The organism is Rhodococcus sp. NPDC057014 (assembly GCF_042673295.1).
Classification (GTDB): domain Bacteria; phylum Actinomycetota; class Actinomycetes; order Mycobacteriales; family Mycobacteriaceae; genus Rhodococcus_F.
Genome location: NZ_JBHUSF010000006.1, coordinates 63,032 through 79,680, shown reverse-complemented (window position 1 = coordinate 79,680; position 16,649 = coordinate 63,032). Strand labels below are relative to the sequence as shown.

15 protein-coding genes and 1 pseudogene are annotated in these 16,649 nt (G+C 68.1%); 8 read left to right on the top strand and 8 right to left on the bottom strand.

What is annotated here, in order from left to right; all coding sequences use genetic code 11:
• Positions 1-316: pseudogene (locus ACFTZB_RS02505) on the bottom strand (4-hydroxyphenylpyruvate dioxygenase); the annotation flags it as partial.
• Between the two features lie 181 nt (positions 317-497).
• On the opposite strand from ACFTZB_RS02505, the gene ACFTZB_RS02500 reads away from it, so the two are divergent.
• Entirely contained in the window at positions 498-1,025 is a 528-nt protein-coding gene (locus ACFTZB_RS02500) for an Lrp/AsnC family transcriptional regulator (RefSeq protein ID WP_072944431.1), read from the top strand.
• 8 nt (positions 1,026-1,033) lie between these two features.
• On the opposite strand, the gene ACFTZB_RS02495 is transcribed toward ACFTZB_RS02500, so the two are convergent.
• Positions 1,034-1,234 carry a hypothetical protein gene (locus ACFTZB_RS02495; RefSeq protein WP_378429950.1) on the bottom strand — a complete coding sequence of 67 codons (201 nt, stop codon included), beginning with the start codon at positions 1,232-1,234 and terminating at the stop codon, positions 1,034-1,036.
• On the opposite strand from ACFTZB_RS02495, the gene ACFTZB_RS02490 reads away from it, so the two are divergent.
• The 3 genes from ACFTZB_RS02490 (at position 1,233) to ACFTZB_RS02480 (ending at position 5,202) form a co-directional block, all read left to right on the top strand.
• A complete protein-coding gene (locus tag ACFTZB_RS02490; RefSeq protein ID WP_378429949.1) occupies positions 1,233-2,459 on the top strand; it encodes a Glu/Leu/Phe/Val dehydrogenase dimerization domain-containing protein in 1,227 nt (408 codons plus the stop codon). The two genes, ACFTZB_RS02495 and ACFTZB_RS02490, sit on opposite strands and share 2 nt — an antisense overlap.
• A 16-nt stretch (positions 2,460-2,475) precedes the next feature.
• Positions 2,476-3,897 (top strand): amino acid permease, encoded by a 1,422-nt coding sequence (locus ACFTZB_RS02485; RefSeq protein WP_378429948.1) that lies wholly within the window; start codon positions 2,476-2,478, stop codon positions 3,895-3,897.
• Positions 3,898-4,032: 135 nt separating this feature from the next.
• Positions 4,033-5,202 (top strand): NADH:flavin oxidoreductase, encoded by a 1,170-nt coding sequence (locus tag ACFTZB_RS02480; RefSeq protein ID WP_378429947.1) that lies wholly within the window; start codon positions 4,033-4,035, stop codon positions 5,200-5,202.
• 21 nt (positions 5,203-5,223) lie between these two features.
• On the opposite strand, the gene ACFTZB_RS02475 is transcribed toward ACFTZB_RS02480, so the two are convergent.
• Entirely contained in the window at positions 5,224-6,765 is a 1,542-nt protein-coding gene (locus ACFTZB_RS02475; protein WP_378429946.1) for an SLC13 family permease, read from the bottom strand.
• A 1-nt stretch (position 6,766) separates the two neighbouring features.
• Entirely contained in the window at positions 6,767-8,167 is a 1,401-nt protein-coding gene (locus tag ACFTZB_RS02470; protein WP_378429945.1) for an adenylosuccinate lyase family protein, read from the bottom strand.
• Positions 8,168-8,348: 181 nt separating this feature from the next.
• Here ACFTZB_RS02470 and ACFTZB_RS02465 point away from each other — a divergent pair, with 181 nt between their 5' ends.
• Positions 8,349-9,371 carry a LacI family DNA-binding transcriptional regulator gene (locus ACFTZB_RS02465; protein WP_378429944.1) on the top strand — a complete coding sequence of 341 codons (1,023 nt, stop codon included), beginning with the start codon at positions 8,349-8,351 and terminating at the stop codon, positions 9,369-9,371.
• 10 nt (positions 9,372-9,381) lie between these two features.
• Here the strand turns inward: ACFTZB_RS02465 and ACFTZB_RS02460 are convergent, their stop codons facing one another.
• Both ACFTZB_RS02460 and ACFTZB_RS02455 read right to left on the bottom strand, forming a co-directional pair.
• The gene (locus tag ACFTZB_RS02460) at positions 9,382-9,870 is read right to left on the bottom strand and encodes an SRPBCC family protein (protein ID WP_378429943.1); all 489 of its coding nucleotides are present in this window, start codon (positions 9,868-9,870) and stop codon (positions 9,382-9,384) included.
• Complete coding sequence (locus tag ACFTZB_RS02455; RefSeq protein ID WP_072944441.1) at positions 9,867-10,199, bottom strand: helix-turn-helix transcriptional regulator; 333 nt, start codon at positions 10,197-10,199, stop codon at positions 9,867-9,869. Before ACFTZB_RS02455 ends, ACFTZB_RS02460 begins: the two co-directional genes overlap by 4 nt.
• A gap of 173 nt (positions 10,200-10,372) precedes the next feature.
• Here ACFTZB_RS02455 and ACFTZB_RS02450 point away from each other — a divergent pair, with 173 nt between their 5' ends.
• Complete coding sequence (locus ACFTZB_RS02450; RefSeq protein ID WP_378429942.1) at positions 10,373-11,647, top strand: glycosyltransferase 87 family protein; 1,275 nt, start codon at positions 10,373-10,375, stop codon at positions 11,645-11,647.
• 102 nt (positions 11,648-11,749) lie between these two features.
• Positions 11,750-14,050 carry a serine/threonine-protein kinase gene (locus ACFTZB_RS02445; RefSeq protein ID WP_378429941.1) on the top strand — a complete coding sequence of 767 codons (2,301 nt, stop codon included), beginning with the start codon at positions 11,750-11,752 and terminating at the stop codon, positions 14,048-14,050.
• A 97-nt stretch (positions 14,051-14,147) separates the two neighbouring features.
• Here ACFTZB_RS02445 and ACFTZB_RS02440 read toward each other — a convergent pair whose 3' ends face one another.
• The gene (locus ACFTZB_RS02440) at positions 14,148-14,774 is read right to left on the bottom strand and encodes a TetR/AcrR family transcriptional regulator (protein ID WP_378429940.1); all 627 of its coding nucleotides are present in this window, start codon (positions 14,772-14,774) and stop codon (positions 14,148-14,150) included.
• Between the two features lie 139 nt (positions 14,775-14,913).
• On the opposite strand from ACFTZB_RS02440, the gene ACFTZB_RS02435 reads away from it, so the two are divergent.
• A complete protein-coding gene (locus tag ACFTZB_RS02435; RefSeq protein ID WP_378429939.1) occupies positions 14,914-16,143 on the top strand; it encodes an oxygenase MpaB family protein in 1,230 nt (409 codons plus the stop codon).
• On the opposite strand, the gene ACFTZB_RS02430 is transcribed toward ACFTZB_RS02435, so the two are convergent.
• Positions 16,128-16,634, bottom strand: coding sequence for a DUF664 domain-containing protein (locus tag ACFTZB_RS02430; RefSeq protein ID WP_378429938.1), 507 nt, complete (start codon positions 16,632-16,634; stop codon positions 16,128-16,130). The genes ACFTZB_RS02435 and ACFTZB_RS02430 overlap by 16 nt on opposite strands.
• Positions 16,635-16,649 lie beyond the last annotated feature (15 nt).

Sequence of the window (16,649 nt, the reverse complement as noted above, 5' to 3'; positions counted from 1 at the left end):
CGATCAGCGGGCTGCCCGGGTCGACGGCGCCGTTGATCACGAATCGGACGGCGCCGGATTCGAGGACGAAGCTGTGGTGGTCGCGGTTGCCGGTGGTCGGTCCGGAGTAGGCGACGAGGGTCATCCCGAACGCGGACTGGAAGTAGTGGGCGGTCTGGGTGGCGTTGCCGACCACCCAGACGACGGCGTCCCAGCCGCTGACCGGGAACGGGTCGCGGGTGCCGTCGTATTCGACGAGCCCGACCAGCTGTTCGAGCTGGCCGAGGTCGAGACCTGCCAGGCGTTCCTTGTCGGTGAGAGTCTGCTCGATCGTCATCGCTGTCTTCCTGTTTCGGGGACGGAGGGCTTGGCCTGTTGTGTGGGTCACTACGAAAACCCAGACCGGCCACATAGGCAACCGAGCCAGCAGAAGCTAGCCGCGGTGCCACCTTCGGGCGCCTCGAGGACGGATTTCTTATACAGTCGGACTAGTTGAATTCGTTCGGAGAGGTCTGGCCATGAAGGACGCAGTGCAGTTGGACGAGCTCGACTTCGCCCTCCTCGACGCCATGCACGACGACCCGAAGGCCGGCGTGCTGGAGCTGTCGCGCCGGATCAAGGTCGCGCGGGCCACCGTGCAGGCGCGGGTGCGCAAACTCGAGGAGTCGGGCGTGATCGCCGGGTACGAGCCGCGCCTCGATATCGCCGCCGCGGGATTCGACGTGCAGGCGTTCGTCACGCTGGAGACGGCGCAGGGCGCACTCGACTCGGTGACGTCGGAGCTCGAGTCCATCCCCGGGGTGCTCGAGGCCTTCGCGACCACCGGTTCCGGCGACATCCTGTGCCGCATCGCCGCCGGTTCTCACCTGGGGCTGCAGCAGACGCTGATCGATCTGAACAAGTCGAGCGTCGTCGCCCGGTCCACCAGCGTGATGGTGTTGTCGGTGATCGTCCCCTACCGGTCGATGCCGCTCCTGCGGACGCTCGACCGACCGCGTCCGGCGAAGGCACCGGCCTACCGCACCGCGCCCGCAGACGCGGATTAGCAACGCGATCACCGCTTCTGCTGCACAAACTGAATAGAAAATCGACGAACTTCTTTCTCGGTGATGTTCATCGTGGCTATCTGCTGCGCAGCCGGTTGCGGCGCACGAGTGGTGCCCACCACAGTGATCGCCGTAACAGCGCGGGCACGGCCGGGAACACCGGCCGGATCGCCCCGACCCCCGGCCGTCCAGAAACCGAGAGAAGCCATGAAGAATCTGCTCACCCGATTCGAAGAGAAGGCCCCCGAGATCGTGTTCGAGTGGCACGACACGGAGACCTCCGCCCGCGGATGGACGGTGATCAACTCCCTGCGCGGCGGTGCTGCCGGCGGCGGCACCCGGATGCGCCGCGGTCTCGACCGGCGCGAGGTGGAGTCGCTCGCGAAGACGATGGAGGTCAAGTTCACCGTCTCGGGTCCGGCCATCGGCGGCGCGAAGTCGGGCATCGACTTCGACCCGACCGACCCGCGCAAGGACGAGGTGCTGCGCCGCTGGTTCAAGGCCGTGACCCCGCTGCTGAAGTCGTACTACGGCACCGGCGGCGACCTGAACGTCGACGAGATGGCCGAGGTCGTGCCGATCACCGAGAGCTACGGGCTGTGGCATCCGCAGGAAGGCGTCGTCAACGGGCACTTCGCGGCCAGCGACCGGGAGCGGGTGCAGCGGGTCGGACAGCTGCGCCTGGGTGTCGCGAAGGTCGTCGAGGATGCGCGGTTCACGCCCGATCCGCAGGCCAAGTACACGGTGTCGGATCTGATCACCGGCTGGGGTGTCGCCGAATCGGTGCGGCACTATTACCGGGTCTACGGCGGCGAACTGGCCGGCAAGCGGGTCATCATGCAGGGCTGGGGCAACGTCGGCGCCGCCGCCGCGTACTACCTGGCGCAGTCCGGTGCCCGGATCGTCGGCATCCTCGACCGCAACGGCGGACTGACGAACACCGACGGCTACGACTTCGAGCAGATCCGCGCGCTGTTCCTCGCCAAGGAGGGCAACGAGCTGCGCGCGGCCGGCATGGCGGCGTTCGAGGAGATCAACGAGACGATCTGGAGTTCCGGCGCCGAGATCTTCCTCCCCTGTGCCGCATCGCGCCTCGTGACCCGCGAGCAGGTGGACCGGCTGATCGCGGGCGGTCTCGAGGTGGTGGCGAGCGGCGCCAACGTGCCGTTCGCGGACGACGAGATCTTCTACGGCCCCACCTACGAATATGCCGACAAGAGCGTCGCCGTCGTCCCCGACTTCATCGCCAACTGCGGCATGGCCCGCGCGTTCGCGTTGCTGATGGAGGGTGACATCGAGGTGTCGGACGAGGCGATCTTCGGCGACGTCTCCGCCACCGTCGCGACGGCGCTCGAGCGTTGCTTCGCGCGGTCGTCGCAGCCGACCGGAATCGCCGGTACCGCGTTCGAGATCGCACTCGATCAGCTCGTCTGACGGCACGGGAGACCCCATGAACACAGTTCACGACCCACCGGCCTCCACCACGCGCCTGCAGCAGGCGATGAAACCGCGGCAGCTGGTGATGATGAGTCTGGGCGGCGCGATCGGCGCCGGACTGTTCGTCGGCTCCGGTGCGGGCATCGCCGTCGCCGGGCCCGCCGTGCTCGTCTCCTTCCTCATCGCCGGATTCCTCGTCGTCCTCGTCATGCGGATGATGGGCGAGATGGTGGCCGCCGACCCGGACAGCGGTGCGTTCTCCGTCCACGCCGAGAAGGCGATGGGCCCGATCGCCGGCCGGACCATCGGCTGGCTCTACTGGGTGCAGGTCGTCATCGTGGTCGCCGCGGAAGCGACCGCGGCAGCGGCTATCACCGCCGCCTCCCTGCCGGCGGTGCCGCAATGGGTGGCCGCACTGGCGTACATGAGTGTGCTGACCGCGGTGAACCTGGCGGGCGTCTCGCGCTTCGGTGAGTTCGAATTCTGGTTCGCCGCACTGAAGATCGTGGCGATCGTCGCGTTCCTCGCGGTCGGCTGCGCGATGATCCTCGGCTGGATCCCGAGCTTCGACGCGCCCGGTTTGTCGAACCTCACCGGCCACGGCGGTTTCGCCCCCACCGGCGTCACCGGCATCGCGGCAGGCCTGCTGATCGTGGTCTTCGCGTTCGGCGGCACCGAGGTGATGGCCATCGCGGCCGCCGAGACGTCGGAGCCCCGGCGCAACGTGAGCCGCGCGGTGCGGTCGATCGTGTGGCGGATCCTGGTGTTCTACGTCGGTTCCGTCCTGATCATGGTGACGGTGCTGCCGTGGACCGCGGGGGAACTCGCGACGGGTCCGTTCGTCGCGGTCCTGAACGCCGCACACGTGCCCGGCGCCGGCGCCGTCATGACAATCGTCGTGGTCATCGCGCTGCTGTCGTCGCTGAACGCCATGCTGTTCAGCGGTTCCCGGATGATCTACTCGCTGTCCGAACGCGGGGCGGCCGCGAAGGTGTTCGGCCGGGTGTCGGGCAACGGCGTCCCCCGCGTGGCGGTGCTGGCGTCGGTGGCGTTCGGTTTCGTCACCGTCGTCCTCAACTACCTGGCACCGGATCGTGTTCTCCCGCTGCTGCTCAACGCGGTCGGTTCGACGATCCTGGTGTTGTGGACGTTCGTGACGGTCTCGCAGATCGTGCTGCGGCGGCGCGCCGAGAAGTCGGGCCGGACGGATCTGCCGCTGAAGATGTGGGGTTTCCCGTATCTGTCGTATGTCGCACTCGCGCTGCTGGCCGCGGTCGCGGTGCTGGCATTGTTCGACGACGCGGCACGCAACCAGCTGTTCGCGACGCTCACGTTCACGTGTGCGATCACGCTCGCCTGCTGGGTGCTCGGGCGCAGGCAACGCGACACCACCGGCGGTGAAGCGCCGGAGAAGCTGCCCGAGACCGTCGGCTGAGAGGCCACCGCCGCACGCTCACGGACGTCGAGGGGTCGTCCGCGAGAGTGCGGTGGTGTCCCGCTCAGCGGACACCTCCCGGTCGCCGAACGTCCCCGCGGCCTACCGTCGGCTGCACGCGACGAAGGGCCGGGAATGACCACACCTCCAGACGTTTTCGCTCCAGCCACGCTGGGCCCCATCACGATACGCAACCGCATCATCAAATCGGCCACGTTCGAGGGCCGCACCCCCGACGCCCTGGTCACCGACGAACTGATCGATTTCCATCGCCGCCCCGCCGCGGGTGGGGTCGGGATGTCGACGGTGGCCTACTGCGCCGTGGCACCGGAGGGCCGCACCGAGCGCGGGCAGTTGTGGATGCGCCCGGACGCCGTGCCCGGGCTGCGCCGACTCACCGACGCCATCCACGCCGAGGGTGCGGCCGCATCCGCGCAACTCGGGCACGCCGGACCCGTCGCGAACGAGAAGTCCACCGGACTGCCTGCGCTCGCACCGTCGCGGTCGTTCAATCCGCTGAGCATGCGGATGATCCGCAGCGCCACCACCGCCGACATCGCCAGGATCACCGCCGCCCACGGCACCGCGGCGCAGCTCGCCGTCGAGTCCGGTTTCGACGCCGTCGAGATCCATTTCGGCCACAACTATTTCGCCAGTTCCTTCCTCAGCCCGAAGCTGAACCGGCGCACAGATTCCTACGGCGGATCACTCGAGAACCGGGCCCGGGCGGTGCGGGACGTCGCCCGGACCGTGCGCGACGCCGTCGGCGGGCGGATCGCAATCCTCGCCAAGCTGAACATGGACGACGGCGTCCCCGGCGGATTCTGGCTCGACGAGGCCATCCAGGTCGCCCGACTGCTGGAGCACGACGGCAGTGTCGACGCCCTCGAACTCACCATGGGCAGTTCACTTCTCAATCCCATGTACCTGTTCAAGGGTGACGCTCCGGTCCGCGAGTTCGCCGCCGCCATGCCGCAGCCCGTCCGCCTCGGCGTGCAACTGGTAGGCAAGTCACTGATCCACGCCTACCCCTACCGCGACCTGTTCATGCTCGAGCACGCCCGCCAGATCCGCGCGGCGGTGATGTTGCCGCTCGTCCTGCTCGGCGGAGTCACCGACCGGGCGGGGATGGACACCGCCATGGCCGAGGGCTTCGAATTCGTCGCCATGGCCCGCGCGTTGCTGCGCGAACCCGATCTGGTGAACCGTATCCGCGCCGAGTCGCGCACTCCATCGTTGTGCATCCATTGCAACAAGTGCATGCCCACGATCTTCAGCGGAGCGCGCTGCGTGCTCGTCGAGTGACGCACTGCACCGGCGGTGCGCTCACATGTGGAGCGCGATGAGGGATCCGATCCCGACGACGGCGCCGAAGATCAGTGGGATGCAGATGATGTCGATGAAGATGCCGGTGCTGATCATCTTGATCATCGGCACGTAGCCCGATCCGTAGACGATGGCGTTCGGTGGCGTCGAGACCGGGAGCATGGCGCCGGCATTCGCGCCGAACACGCCGGCCATGGCCGGGATGATCGGGTCGACGCCGATCGCGAGGGCGATCGGGATGATGATCGGGACGACGATGCCCACACTGGCCGTATTGCTGGTGGTCTCGGAGATGACCAGACCCATGACGATCGCGATCAGGGCGAGAACCCAGGAACTCTGCACACCCGTGGCCCGGGCGATGGTGGTGCCGAGGGTTTCCGCGAGTCCGGTGGCGTTCATCATGGTGCCGATGGTCAGACCGGCGCCGACGAGGAGAACTGTGCCCCAGTCGATCTTGGCGGCCTCCGACCAGGTGAGGGTGGATTCGCCGCTCCCGTTCCCGCGGGGCAGGAAGAACAGCAGACCCGCGGTGAGGACGACGACGGATCCCTCGTTGAGGTGATCGGTGAAGGCGGTGACGATCGGGCTCGTGACACCGAAGGTGGTGACGAGGGACGGCAGCACCCAGAGGACGACGGTGACGAGGAAGATCACCAGGACGTTGCGTTCGCCGCGGTTCATCGGGCCGAGGTCCGCGTAGTGGGCGCGGAAGTAGTCCTGGCCGCCGCGGATGCGCTTCACCTCGGGGCGGTTGACGAGGATCAACGCGACCCACATGACCGCGCCCATCACCAGGAGGTACGGGGCCGACATGGAGATCCAGTCGAACAGTTCGACCTTGTAGCCGGTCATCCGCTCGATGGTGCCGCGGCCGATGACGTTGGCGATGCCGGTGATCGGGGTGAGGACCGAACCGATGCTCGCGCCGTAGGCGATGGACAGCATGAGCAGGCAGGAGAATTTGGTGCGGTTGGTCCTGATGCCCGGGTTCTGCTCCTGAATGAGATCGCCGATCGTCTTGACCACGCCGATGCCGATGGGAAGCAGCATCGCGGCGGTGGCGGACGACGACACGAACATCGAGAGGATGCAGGCGACGACACCGAATGCGGCCGCGGTGCGGTAGGTGCTGTTGCCGATGCCCGGGAACGAGAGCACCTTGAGCGCGAACCGTCGGTCGAGCCCGTGCACCGTCATCGCGCGAGCCAGGATGAACGCGCCGATCACCAGGAACACCGTCGCGGAGCCGAACGACCCGTACACCTCCTGGGGTGTGCCGACGCCGAGGACGACGAGTAGGGCGATGCCGATCAGCGCGGTCACCGGGATGGGGACGGGTTCGGTGATCCACAGCAGGACCACGACGGTCAGGACCGCGAGCATGGCCTGCTGGGAATTCGGCATGTCGATCGGCAGGACGAGGATGCCGATGAGCAGGGGCAGCGCGGCGATCAGGCCGAGACGTCCGCGGATGTAGTCGAAGCGTTCCTCTCCTGCGAGTTTCGGTGGCTGCTCCGTCGCGGGGGCGAGTGTGCTCATGTCAGATCCTTGCCAGTTGCGGAATGGAGGGCAGGTCTTCGTCGACGGCGGCACCGCTGTGCCAACCGCGGACGGCGCTCGCGGCGATGTCCTTCGCCTCACCGAGGTAGTCGTCGGCGGTGACGAGTTGCGCGGGCAGCAGTTCGGCCACGCCGGCCTCCGCCGCGACCTCGCGCAGGGTGTCGGCGAGCACGCGATGCGTGGTCCGGGCGCGGGTCGCGGCGGTGTAGAGCAGGTCGTGGGCGCGTTCGCGGCCCAGGGCGTCGGCGAGTTGGATCATCTGCGCCTCGGCCATGACCAGCCCGCCGTCGAGGTCGAGGTTCGCGCGCATCCTGTCGGCGTCGACCCGCATGCCCGTGACGATGACCAGAGCCTCGGACAGGGCACTGCCGGCCAGGACCCCGAGCTGCGGGATCACCTGCCATTCGATCTGCCACTCGCCGGCGCTGCGTTCGTGGCCGGCTTCCTGGATGCGGCTCAGCGACGACAGCAGCGCCCCGGCGGTCTGGGACAGTCCGATGATGGCCTCCGACGAGATCGGGTTGACCTTCTGCGGCATCGTCGACGACGCACCGCGGTGGCTGTTGTAGGGCTCGAAGACCTCGCCGATCTCCGTGCGGGAGAGATCGACGATGTTGCGGGCGAGCTTGGCGCACGTCGCCGCGACAGTGGCGCAGAGCCAGCCGTATTCGGCGATACCGTCGCGGTCGACGTGCCACGGGATGTCGGTGCCGTGCAGGCCGAGCAGATCGGCGACGCGGGTCCGGACGTCCGCGGATTTCGCTCCGAGCGCCGCGGACGTGCCGCCCGCCCCGAACAGGGAGACCACGGCGATCCGCGGCACCGCCTGCTGGAGACGTTCGCGGTGGCGGGTGAATTGACCCAGCAGCGTCGCGAGGGTGGCGCCGAATGTGGTCGGCACCGCCTGCTGGGCGTGGGTCCGGCCGGGCATCACGGTGCCGGCGTGGGCTTCGACCTGGACCGCGAGCGCATCGCCGAGTTCACCGAGCTGCCAGTCGAGCGCGGCCAGCGACCGCGCGAGCTGCAGGGCGAGCCCGGTGTCCATGATGTCCTGGGTGGTCGCACCGTAATGGACTCGACCGTTCGGCCCGTCCGGCAGCGCCGCGGAGATCTGCCGCACCAGGCCGAGGATCGGGTAGCCGACGTTCTTGGCCGTCTCCCACAGGGCGTCGCGGTCGATGCTGTCGATCCGGGCGGCCGCGGCGATCGCCGCGGCGTCGTCCGCCGAGATGACCCCGTGCTCACCCTGCGCGATGGCGATGGCCCGCTCGGTGGCCAGCCAGCTCTCGATGCAGCTGTCGGCGGAGAAGATGTCGAGTTGCACGTCGTCCCCTGCCAGGTGGGTGAGAAGGGAGAACGGGTTTTTCGAATGAATGGACACGAAGGGCCTTTCGCCTGACGTAGTGGATCACCCACATCCGCGACTGTGACTCACGCCATGTGGAATCGGTTCCACACTACTGTGAGGCAAGCCACTCGTTCTGTCAAGAGAGGCGGTCTCATCGACGTCCACGGTCGTCCTCGACGCCTTTACCTGCGGTTACGTTGGGTATGGTGGGTTTGTGCCCAAACTTCAGGACGTCGCCGCGCTGGCCAAGGTGGGGGTGGGTACCGCCTCACGCGCGATGAGCGGCCGCGGCTACGTGGACCCCGATACGCGCAAGAGAATCCTCGAGGCGGCCGACGCATTGGGCTACCGGCCCAACAAGGTCGCCCAGGCACTGCGCGAGAACAAGACGCGCGTCGTCGGATTGCTGCTCCCCGACATCTCGAACGAGTTCTACACCGACAGCGCCGCCGTGCTGCAGTCCGTTCTGTTCGAGGCCGGATTCCAGCTCGTCGTCAGCGCGAGCGGCAACGATCCCGAATCCGAGGAACGCGGACTGCGCTCCCTGCTCGATCACCGCGTCGACGGAATCATCCACGTCCCCGTCGACGCTCGGCGCCTACTGCCGACCGGCGTGCCGATCGTGCAACTCAACCGTCACTCGGTCCCACTACAGACCGATGCCGTCGTCAGCGACGACGAATTCGGCATCGAAGCGATCACCGACCTGGCCCTGCAGGCCGGACACACCGATCTCGCACTCGTCATCGGCGGGGCCGATCACAGCACCACTGCCGACCGCATGCGAGGGTTCCGCAACGCCGTCGACCGTGCGGGAATACCGGAGGCGCCCAAGGGAACCGCCGGCCACCGCTTCCGCATTCTCGAGGGTGACTTCACCTCGGAATGGGGACGGAACGCGATGCACGCGATCGCCGGCGACCTGCCGGGCGTCGTCATCGCCGCCAGTAGCCGGATCGCGCTGGGCGTCCTGCACGCCTGCTCCGACCTCGGCCTGTCGGTGCCCGGCCACCTGTCCGTCGCCGCGCACGGAAACCCCGAGTGGTATGAGGTGTTTCCGCCCGGAATCACGTCCTACGCCCCGCCCCTGGCCGAGATGGGGCAGGAGGCGGCGGTGCGGATCCTCGCCAAGATGGAGGCCGGCACCGGGGACGGCACCCCCACCACGACGAGACTGAGAGGAGAAGTCCACCACCGTCATTCGATCGGCGGCAACATCTCCGCCCCCACGCCGTGACGGCCTCCGATCACCAGCTCGTCTGCGCCAGCACCGCATCCAGAGCCGCGTAGCTCTCGTTCATGCCGCCCTCCATGCCGGACTGCAACATGCCGTCGCGCTCCTCCGGAGTGTGGAACTGGCTGACGACGGACAGTTTGGTGCGTCCGTCGCCGAGGTCGGTGTAGGTGTTGTTCTCGACGATGACGTGTCCGGGCATGCCGTCCCATTCGAATGTGTACACGAGGCGCTCCTCCGGGGTGATCTCCCGGAACCGGCCCTCGAACCCCTGTGCCTCGCCGTCCGCGTGTTCGACGAAGCGCCAGTGCCCGCCGCGTTCGAATTCCCAGCGTTCGACGTCGAGTTCGTTTCCGCGACCCCACCACTGGGCGAGCAGTTCCGGTCTCGTGAACGCGGCCCACACGCGTGAGCGGGGAGCGTTGAAGATGCGTTCGACGTGGATCTCCCGGTCCGTCGGCGTCGAGACGGTCGCGGTGGTGGGAGTCTGCGAGGTGCTCATGACGTGCCTTCCGTTCGATTGAGGAATTCGTCCAGACGGTCCAGGCGCCCTTCGAGCGACAGTTGGTAGTCGCGGATCCAGGCCACCTCACGCTCGAGGGCATTGGTCCCCAGCATGCAGTACCGCACCCGGCCACGCTTCTCGGTCACGACCATCCCGGCCTCCTCGAGCAGTCGCACGTGCTTCTTGATGCCGGTGAGGGTCATCTCGAAGAGTTCGGCGAGGTCGCTGATCGAGCAGGCGCCGTCACCGAGCCGGCGGAGAATCCCACGTCGCGTGGGGTCTGCCAGTGCGGCGAACGTAGCGTCGAGAGCCGAATACTGAACCATCGGGTTCAGTGTTGCACGTGCGTGGTGCTCCGTCAACGGTTTTCGCGGTGATCTCGGCGCCGGTACGGATCGATAACGAATCCGGACGCCCCGCCTGTCGCCGCCCTGGGCATCTCGCGGGCGCCGTTAGCGTCGGACCCGTCGGCACACGTCCGCACACCGAGGGGGCGCAGATGGAATCACGCGTCTTTCCTCGCCGCCCGGCGATCGTGGTGGCGCTCGCGGTGTGCGCGACGTTGGCCGTCGTCGCGGTGCTCGGCACCGTCGACCCCTGGACGCCGAAGGTCGGGCTGTTCGCCGGCGGCGCCGATCTGCACGTCTACCGCGACGGCGGCTGGCGGGTTCTGCACGGCCTGCCGCTGTACAGCGGACCCGTCGCGCTCGGGCTGCTCTACACCTACACGCCGTTCTCCGCGATCGCCTTCGTGCCGCTCGAACGCATACCCGGCGCGTACGTCGACAACCTGTGGATGGCATTCAACCTGGGTGTGCTGGCGGGGTGCATCCTCCTGTGCTGGCGCATCCTCGGGTACCGGATCACCCCGTACCTGCTGCTGGTCACCGCGCTGATGACGGTGACCTGCACCTTCGTCGAACCGGTGCGGACGACGCTGTTCTACGGCCAGGTCAATCTGGTGCTGATGCTGTGGGTGCTCTGGGACTTCTCCCGGCCGGAGCGCAGCGTGCTGCGCGGGGTGGGTATCGGGCTGGGCGCGGCCGTCAAACTGACCCCCGGCTTCTTCGTCGTCCAGCTCCTCGCCCTGCGCCAGTGGCGGGCGGCCGCGGCCGCGACGTCCGTCTTCGCGGGCACGGTGGCGCTCGCCTGGGTGATCGTGCCCGACGACTCCCGCCGGTACTGGACCAGCACGTTCTTCGACTCCACCCGCATCGCCGACGACGCGCACCCTTCCAATCAATCGTTGCGGGGAACACTGACCCGGCTCACGGACGGGCAGGTACCGCCGTGGCTGTGGCTGATCCTCGCGGGAGCCGTCGCCGTCGTCGGCCTCGTCGTGTCGGTTCGCCTGTACGAACGCGGCGAGCGGTTGCTGTCGGTGGTGCTCGGCGGGCTCACCGCCGCCGTGGTGTCGCCGTTTTCGTGGAGCCACCACTGGGTGTGGCTGGTGCCGCTGATGGTCTACCTGATGCACCGCGCGGTCACGGACACCGGGCGGTGGTGGTTCGCGTTCGCCGCGCTGTTCGCGTCGACATCCGCGTGGCCGTACTGGTGGAGCCCGGACTTCGCCGTCGTCGGACTGTTCCTGTTCCCTCCGTCGTGGCCGGTCGCGTTTCTGCTGCAGAACATCTACGTGCTCGTGTACGTCCCGGTCCTCGCGTCGGCGATCCGGATGGTCACCCGGCGCACCCGGCATCGGCCGATCCTCACCTCGGTCGTGACGTACCCGCAGGCGCCGGAACCGCCGGAGATGTCGCTGCGAAGCGCGTGACGGCACCGCCTTTCCGCACCCCTCGACGCACCGTCCGGAATACCCTGGCAAGTGCACGCACCGTGCACCGCCTGGACTCTGCACCCCCGGAATCGAACCGCCATGACCGAGCGCCCGCCGAGTGATTCGACGGTCGCGACTGGGCCGCCCACCGAACTGGGCGAGGAAACCCAGCTGCCGCCGTCGACGACGTCGGGCGCCGAACCGGTGTTCGTCGTCGACAGTGGCGTCGAACGCCTCGTCGCGGATTGGGAGTCTTCGGGTTCGCCGGCCGAACTCACCGAGTACCTGCCCGACACCGCCGCGATCCGGCGGGCGGCGCTGATCGAGTTGATCAAGGTGGATCTCGAGTACCGGTGGCTGCGGTCGGGCTGCCCGAAACGCATCCCGGAGTACTGCCTCGAATTCCCGGAGCTACTGGCCGAACCGCTGCCGCCGGAACTGGTCTACCTGGAGTACCGGGTCCGCAGTCGGAGCGGCGCCGACGTCGATCCCGAGGAGTACGTCGCCGAGTACCCGCAGCAGGCGGACCGGTTCGAGACGCTGCTCGAGGACGACCGGCGCATGGACCGGCGCTCGGCGAGCGCGGCACTCGGCCCGGACGACGACTTCGACGTCGGCGGCCGCCTCGACGATTTCGATCTGATGATGGAACTGGGCCACGGCGCGTTCGCGCGGGTGTTCCTCGCCCGGCAGCGGTCGATGCAGCGGTGGGTGGCGCTGAAGATTTCCCGGAACATCGGCAACGAGCCGCAGACTCTCGCGCAGCTCGACCACCCGTACATCGTCCGCGTCTACGACCAGCGGGTGCTGGAGGATCGCCGCCTGCGGGTGCTGTTCATGGAGTACGTCCCCGGTGGCACACTCCTCGACGTGGTGCGGCTGGTCCGCAAGACCCCACCCGAGCAGCGCTCCGGACAGTTGCTGCTCGATTCGGTGGACCGCGTCCTCGAGACGCGGGGCGAGATCCGGCCCGAGTACTCGAGTGTGCGGGACGAGATCGCCGCGCTGTCGTGGCCGGAGACCGTCGCCTGGATCGGTCTGCGGCTCGCCGACGCACTCGACTACGCGCGGGCGCACGGCGTCCTGCACCGCGACATCAAACCCGCGAACGTGCTGCTGGGCCTGGAAGGAATCCCGAAGCTGGCCGATTTCAACGTCAGTTCGAGCGACAGCGTCGAGAATCGCGGCGCCGGCGGATTCATCGGCGGCTCCGTCGCGTACATGTCGCCCGAACAGTTGGAGGTGATCGACCCGGACACCCGCCGGACCGCCACCGACCTCGACACCCGCAGCGACATCTTCGCGCTGGGGGTCATGCTGTGGGAACTGCTGACCGGGGCGCGGCCGTTCCCGGACGACGACGGAAGCGCGTCGCCGCACGTACTTCTCGAATCGCGGCGCCGGGGCGTCGACCCGGAGCGGTCCGCGCTCCCCGAGGACTGCCCGGCCGCGATGCGGCGGATCCTGGTGAAGTCCCTCGCCCCCGACCGGGACAACCGGTGGTCGAGTGGCCGGAAGCTGACGCGTCAGTTCGCGCTCTGCCTCGACCCGCACGCCCGCGATCTCGTCGACCCGGCGCCGGGCAGCGTCCGGTCGAGGATGTGGCGGTGGGCGCTGCCCATCGTGCTCGCCGCGGTCGGCATCCCGAATCTGCTGGCAGCGGGATACAACTACTACTACAACAAGGTGCTCATCATCGCGACGCTGCCCGCCGAGGCGCAGCAGGATCTGGAGTTCGTGCACCTGGTGATCGGCGGAATCGCGTTTCCGCTGGGCGCGGTTCTCATCGTCTACTGGTGTCGCCTGTCGCTGACGGTGCCACGTGGTCTCCGCAACGGCCGAACCTACAGTTCCGAGGTGCTGGAGAAGGCACGGGCCACGACGCTGGGGCTCGGACATCGGGCGGTGGTGGTCAGCTTCGGGCTGTGGGTCGTCGCCGGGGTCGCCTACCCGATCGCCTTGGAACTCACGGCCGGCGGCATCCCGTTTCGGGCGTACACGCAACTCCTCGCGTCCCTCGCCGTGTGCGGGGCGGTCGCCCTCGCCTACCCGTTCTTCATCCTCACCTTCTATGCGGTGCGGTGCCTCTGCCCGATCCTGCTGTCGCATGGCGAGTTGCGCGGAAGCGACGGCCGCAACATCCGGGCCCTCGGCCGGGGCATGCCGCGGTACCTCGCCGTCGCCGCGGCCGTCCCGCTGATCGGGGTCGCCGGGCTCAGCTTCGTCGGCGGGAGCACCGGCGATGCCGTGAACGCGACGGTCCGCGCGCTGTGCCTGGGCGGCATCTTCGCCTTCATCGCCGTGTACCAGCTGTTCCGAAGGATCGAGAGCGATCTGCGCGCACTCGCGCGGGTGGTGTCGCTGGAGGTGCCGGGATCTCCGACCCGCCGGCGTCGGTAGGAGCGGCCGGGTGAAAAAGAAGGCCCCTGGTGCTGCCGGGTCGGGGTCCGACAGCACCATGGGCTCAACAGGTATTTCTCCGGAAGCCCCCTCAGCGTTACACCCCGCGTGTCGCGGTCCCGGCGAGGCCGCCCATCGTCATGTCGTACAGGGCCGTGGCCAGCTGGTTTCGCCGGTCGCGCAGGTCCCGGCGAAGGTACTCGAGCCCCACCTCGCGGTAGCTGACGGTGAGCACCAGGAGCAGCGCGTCGAGGTCGACACCGGGACCGATCGCGGACGGATTCACCGTCACATACGTACGCAACAGGTCGCGGCACCGTTCCTCGATGCGGACCGAACGGTGAGCCGCCAGGGCCAGGTGCGGGGCATCGTTGAGCAGCGAACCGAGGATGTCGCGGTACTCGTCCAGGACGGCGAGGAACTGGGACTGCAGGGCGGCGTCCTTCAGGAATGTGCCCTCCGCGACCGACTGCTCGAGCTGCGCCCCGAACGCGGCCGTGGTTTCCTCCATGATCCGGTCCATCAGGACCTCGATGATCTCGTCCTTGTTCGCGAAGTACTGATACACCGATCCCTTCGAGATGCCCGCCGCGTCCGCGATGGCGTTCGTGCTGCAGCCGGTGTACCCCTTCGCCCGCAAAACCTGACCTGTTGCCGACAGGATGCGTGCGACCGTCGCCTGCGAACGCTGCTGGGAGGGATCTTTCCGCTGGCCAGTGCCCATTCGCGCAGCCTTCCCGATCTGTCACACAATGCGACTTGTACCCGTCCAATCCGGTGGAGTGAACTGTAACTCACAGCAACTCGAGCGGGGTTGAGGCACCAGGACGCCCCTCTCGACGACCGAATCGAGTACCTCGAACATGACAGAAACCCAGTCTCGGGAATCCGCCCCCGGCTTCTCCGATTTCACGCCGCCGCGACGCTTCGACATGGACTCGGAGTGGGGTCGCCGCTCGATGCGGACGCTGTCGCGGTTCGTGCACGGCGATCCGACGCCCACCGCGGCGGAGCGGGAACTCCACGCCCGGGCGGTCGTCAGCCAGGACGAGATCGGTGCCGCACTCGCGCGGGCGGTGCTCGTCGACAAGACCGTGACCATGACCCAGTTCTCCCGGGCACTCTCCGACGGGATCGGCAGCGTGCCCGACCCCGCGCCGCCGCTGGTCGCCTTCTTCGACGCGGTGGACCACCGGCCGTCGTGGGTCGACGACCGTCGCCTCGACCGCGGGGCCGCCGTCTGCCTGCGCAGCGGGATGACCGGACTCGACCTCCTCGCGACCGGTTCGCTGATGAACGGCTACCGCAGCGCCGCCACCTCCCGCCAACTCGTGGCCACCGGCAGGCTCGTCGGGGACGGCGCCGGTCAGCGGGTCGCCGAGACGGTGCGGTGGTGGTACGAGTGCGTCCTCCCGGGTGGCCTGGAGCGTGACCGCCGCGGCTGGCAACTGTCGGTCCACGTCCGGTTGATGCACGCGTTCGTCAATCTGACGCTGCTGCAGGACGAGGACTGGGACGTGTCCGACTGGGGTATGCCGATCAACCAGTCGGATCAGGCGGGGACGCTCGCGCTCTTCTCGACGACGTTCCTCGTCGGCCTCCGCTCGCTGGGGGTGTGGGTCTCCGCCGACGAGGGCGCGGACGTCATGCACCTGTGGCGGTACATCGGCTGGCTGATGGGCATCGACGACCACTGGCTGGTCGACGACGAGAACACCGGGCGCCGCACCATGTGCCAGATCGGGATGTTCGCTCCCGGACCCGACGACAACTCCCGGGTGCTGGCCGACTCACTGCAGAAGTCGTGGGCCGGTTTCCACTACCCGCACGCGGAGGCCCTGCGACGCCGACTCAACCGCCAGCGCCTGCTCAGCATCCAGCGGATGTTCTCCGGCAAGAGGGGCATGCAGGAACTCGGACTGCCGGTCGTGCCCGCCTGGTTCGTTCCGCTCGCCCTCGCCGGGAACGGGACGATGCACGGTGCGGCGCGGGTGAGTCCGGCCATCCGGGACCGTGTCGGCCGCCGCTCTCGGCGGCGCGTGGAGGCGTGGCTCGCCGCGAACGAGGGTGCCGCAACTCAGCGACGCTCGTAGATACCGCGCACGTATGCCGCCTGTCCGGCGTGCTGAAGATCGTCAGAGACGACGCTGACCAAGCGGACACCGAGAGTGACCGGCGGATCCCAATTCTCGTCGACGATCCGGTCGAGGTCGTCCGTGCCGATCGTCTGCACGTAATCGACGGTGCGATCGTGCACGGCGTCGTGGTACTCCCGCAGCAGTTCCGCCCCGGTGCGCACCTTCGCCACCTCGTCCGACGACTGCCCATAGCCGATGTCGGCGACCCGGAACGGCAGATCGAAGCGCTCCACCCACCCGCCGGACGTCCACACCTGCTCGGTGCCCGCGACTCCGGCGACGTGATCGTCCTGCACGCGCGTCAGGTGCCAGATCAGCCACGCGATGGTGTTCGCGTCCGCGTCCACCCGGAACGTGAGGGCGTCCGCGGGCAGATCGGCCAGCGTCGAATGCACGGTCTCCTGAATACGATCGAAGGCGTCGGTCAACAGCGCGCTATGGTCCACGATCTTCCTTTCGTC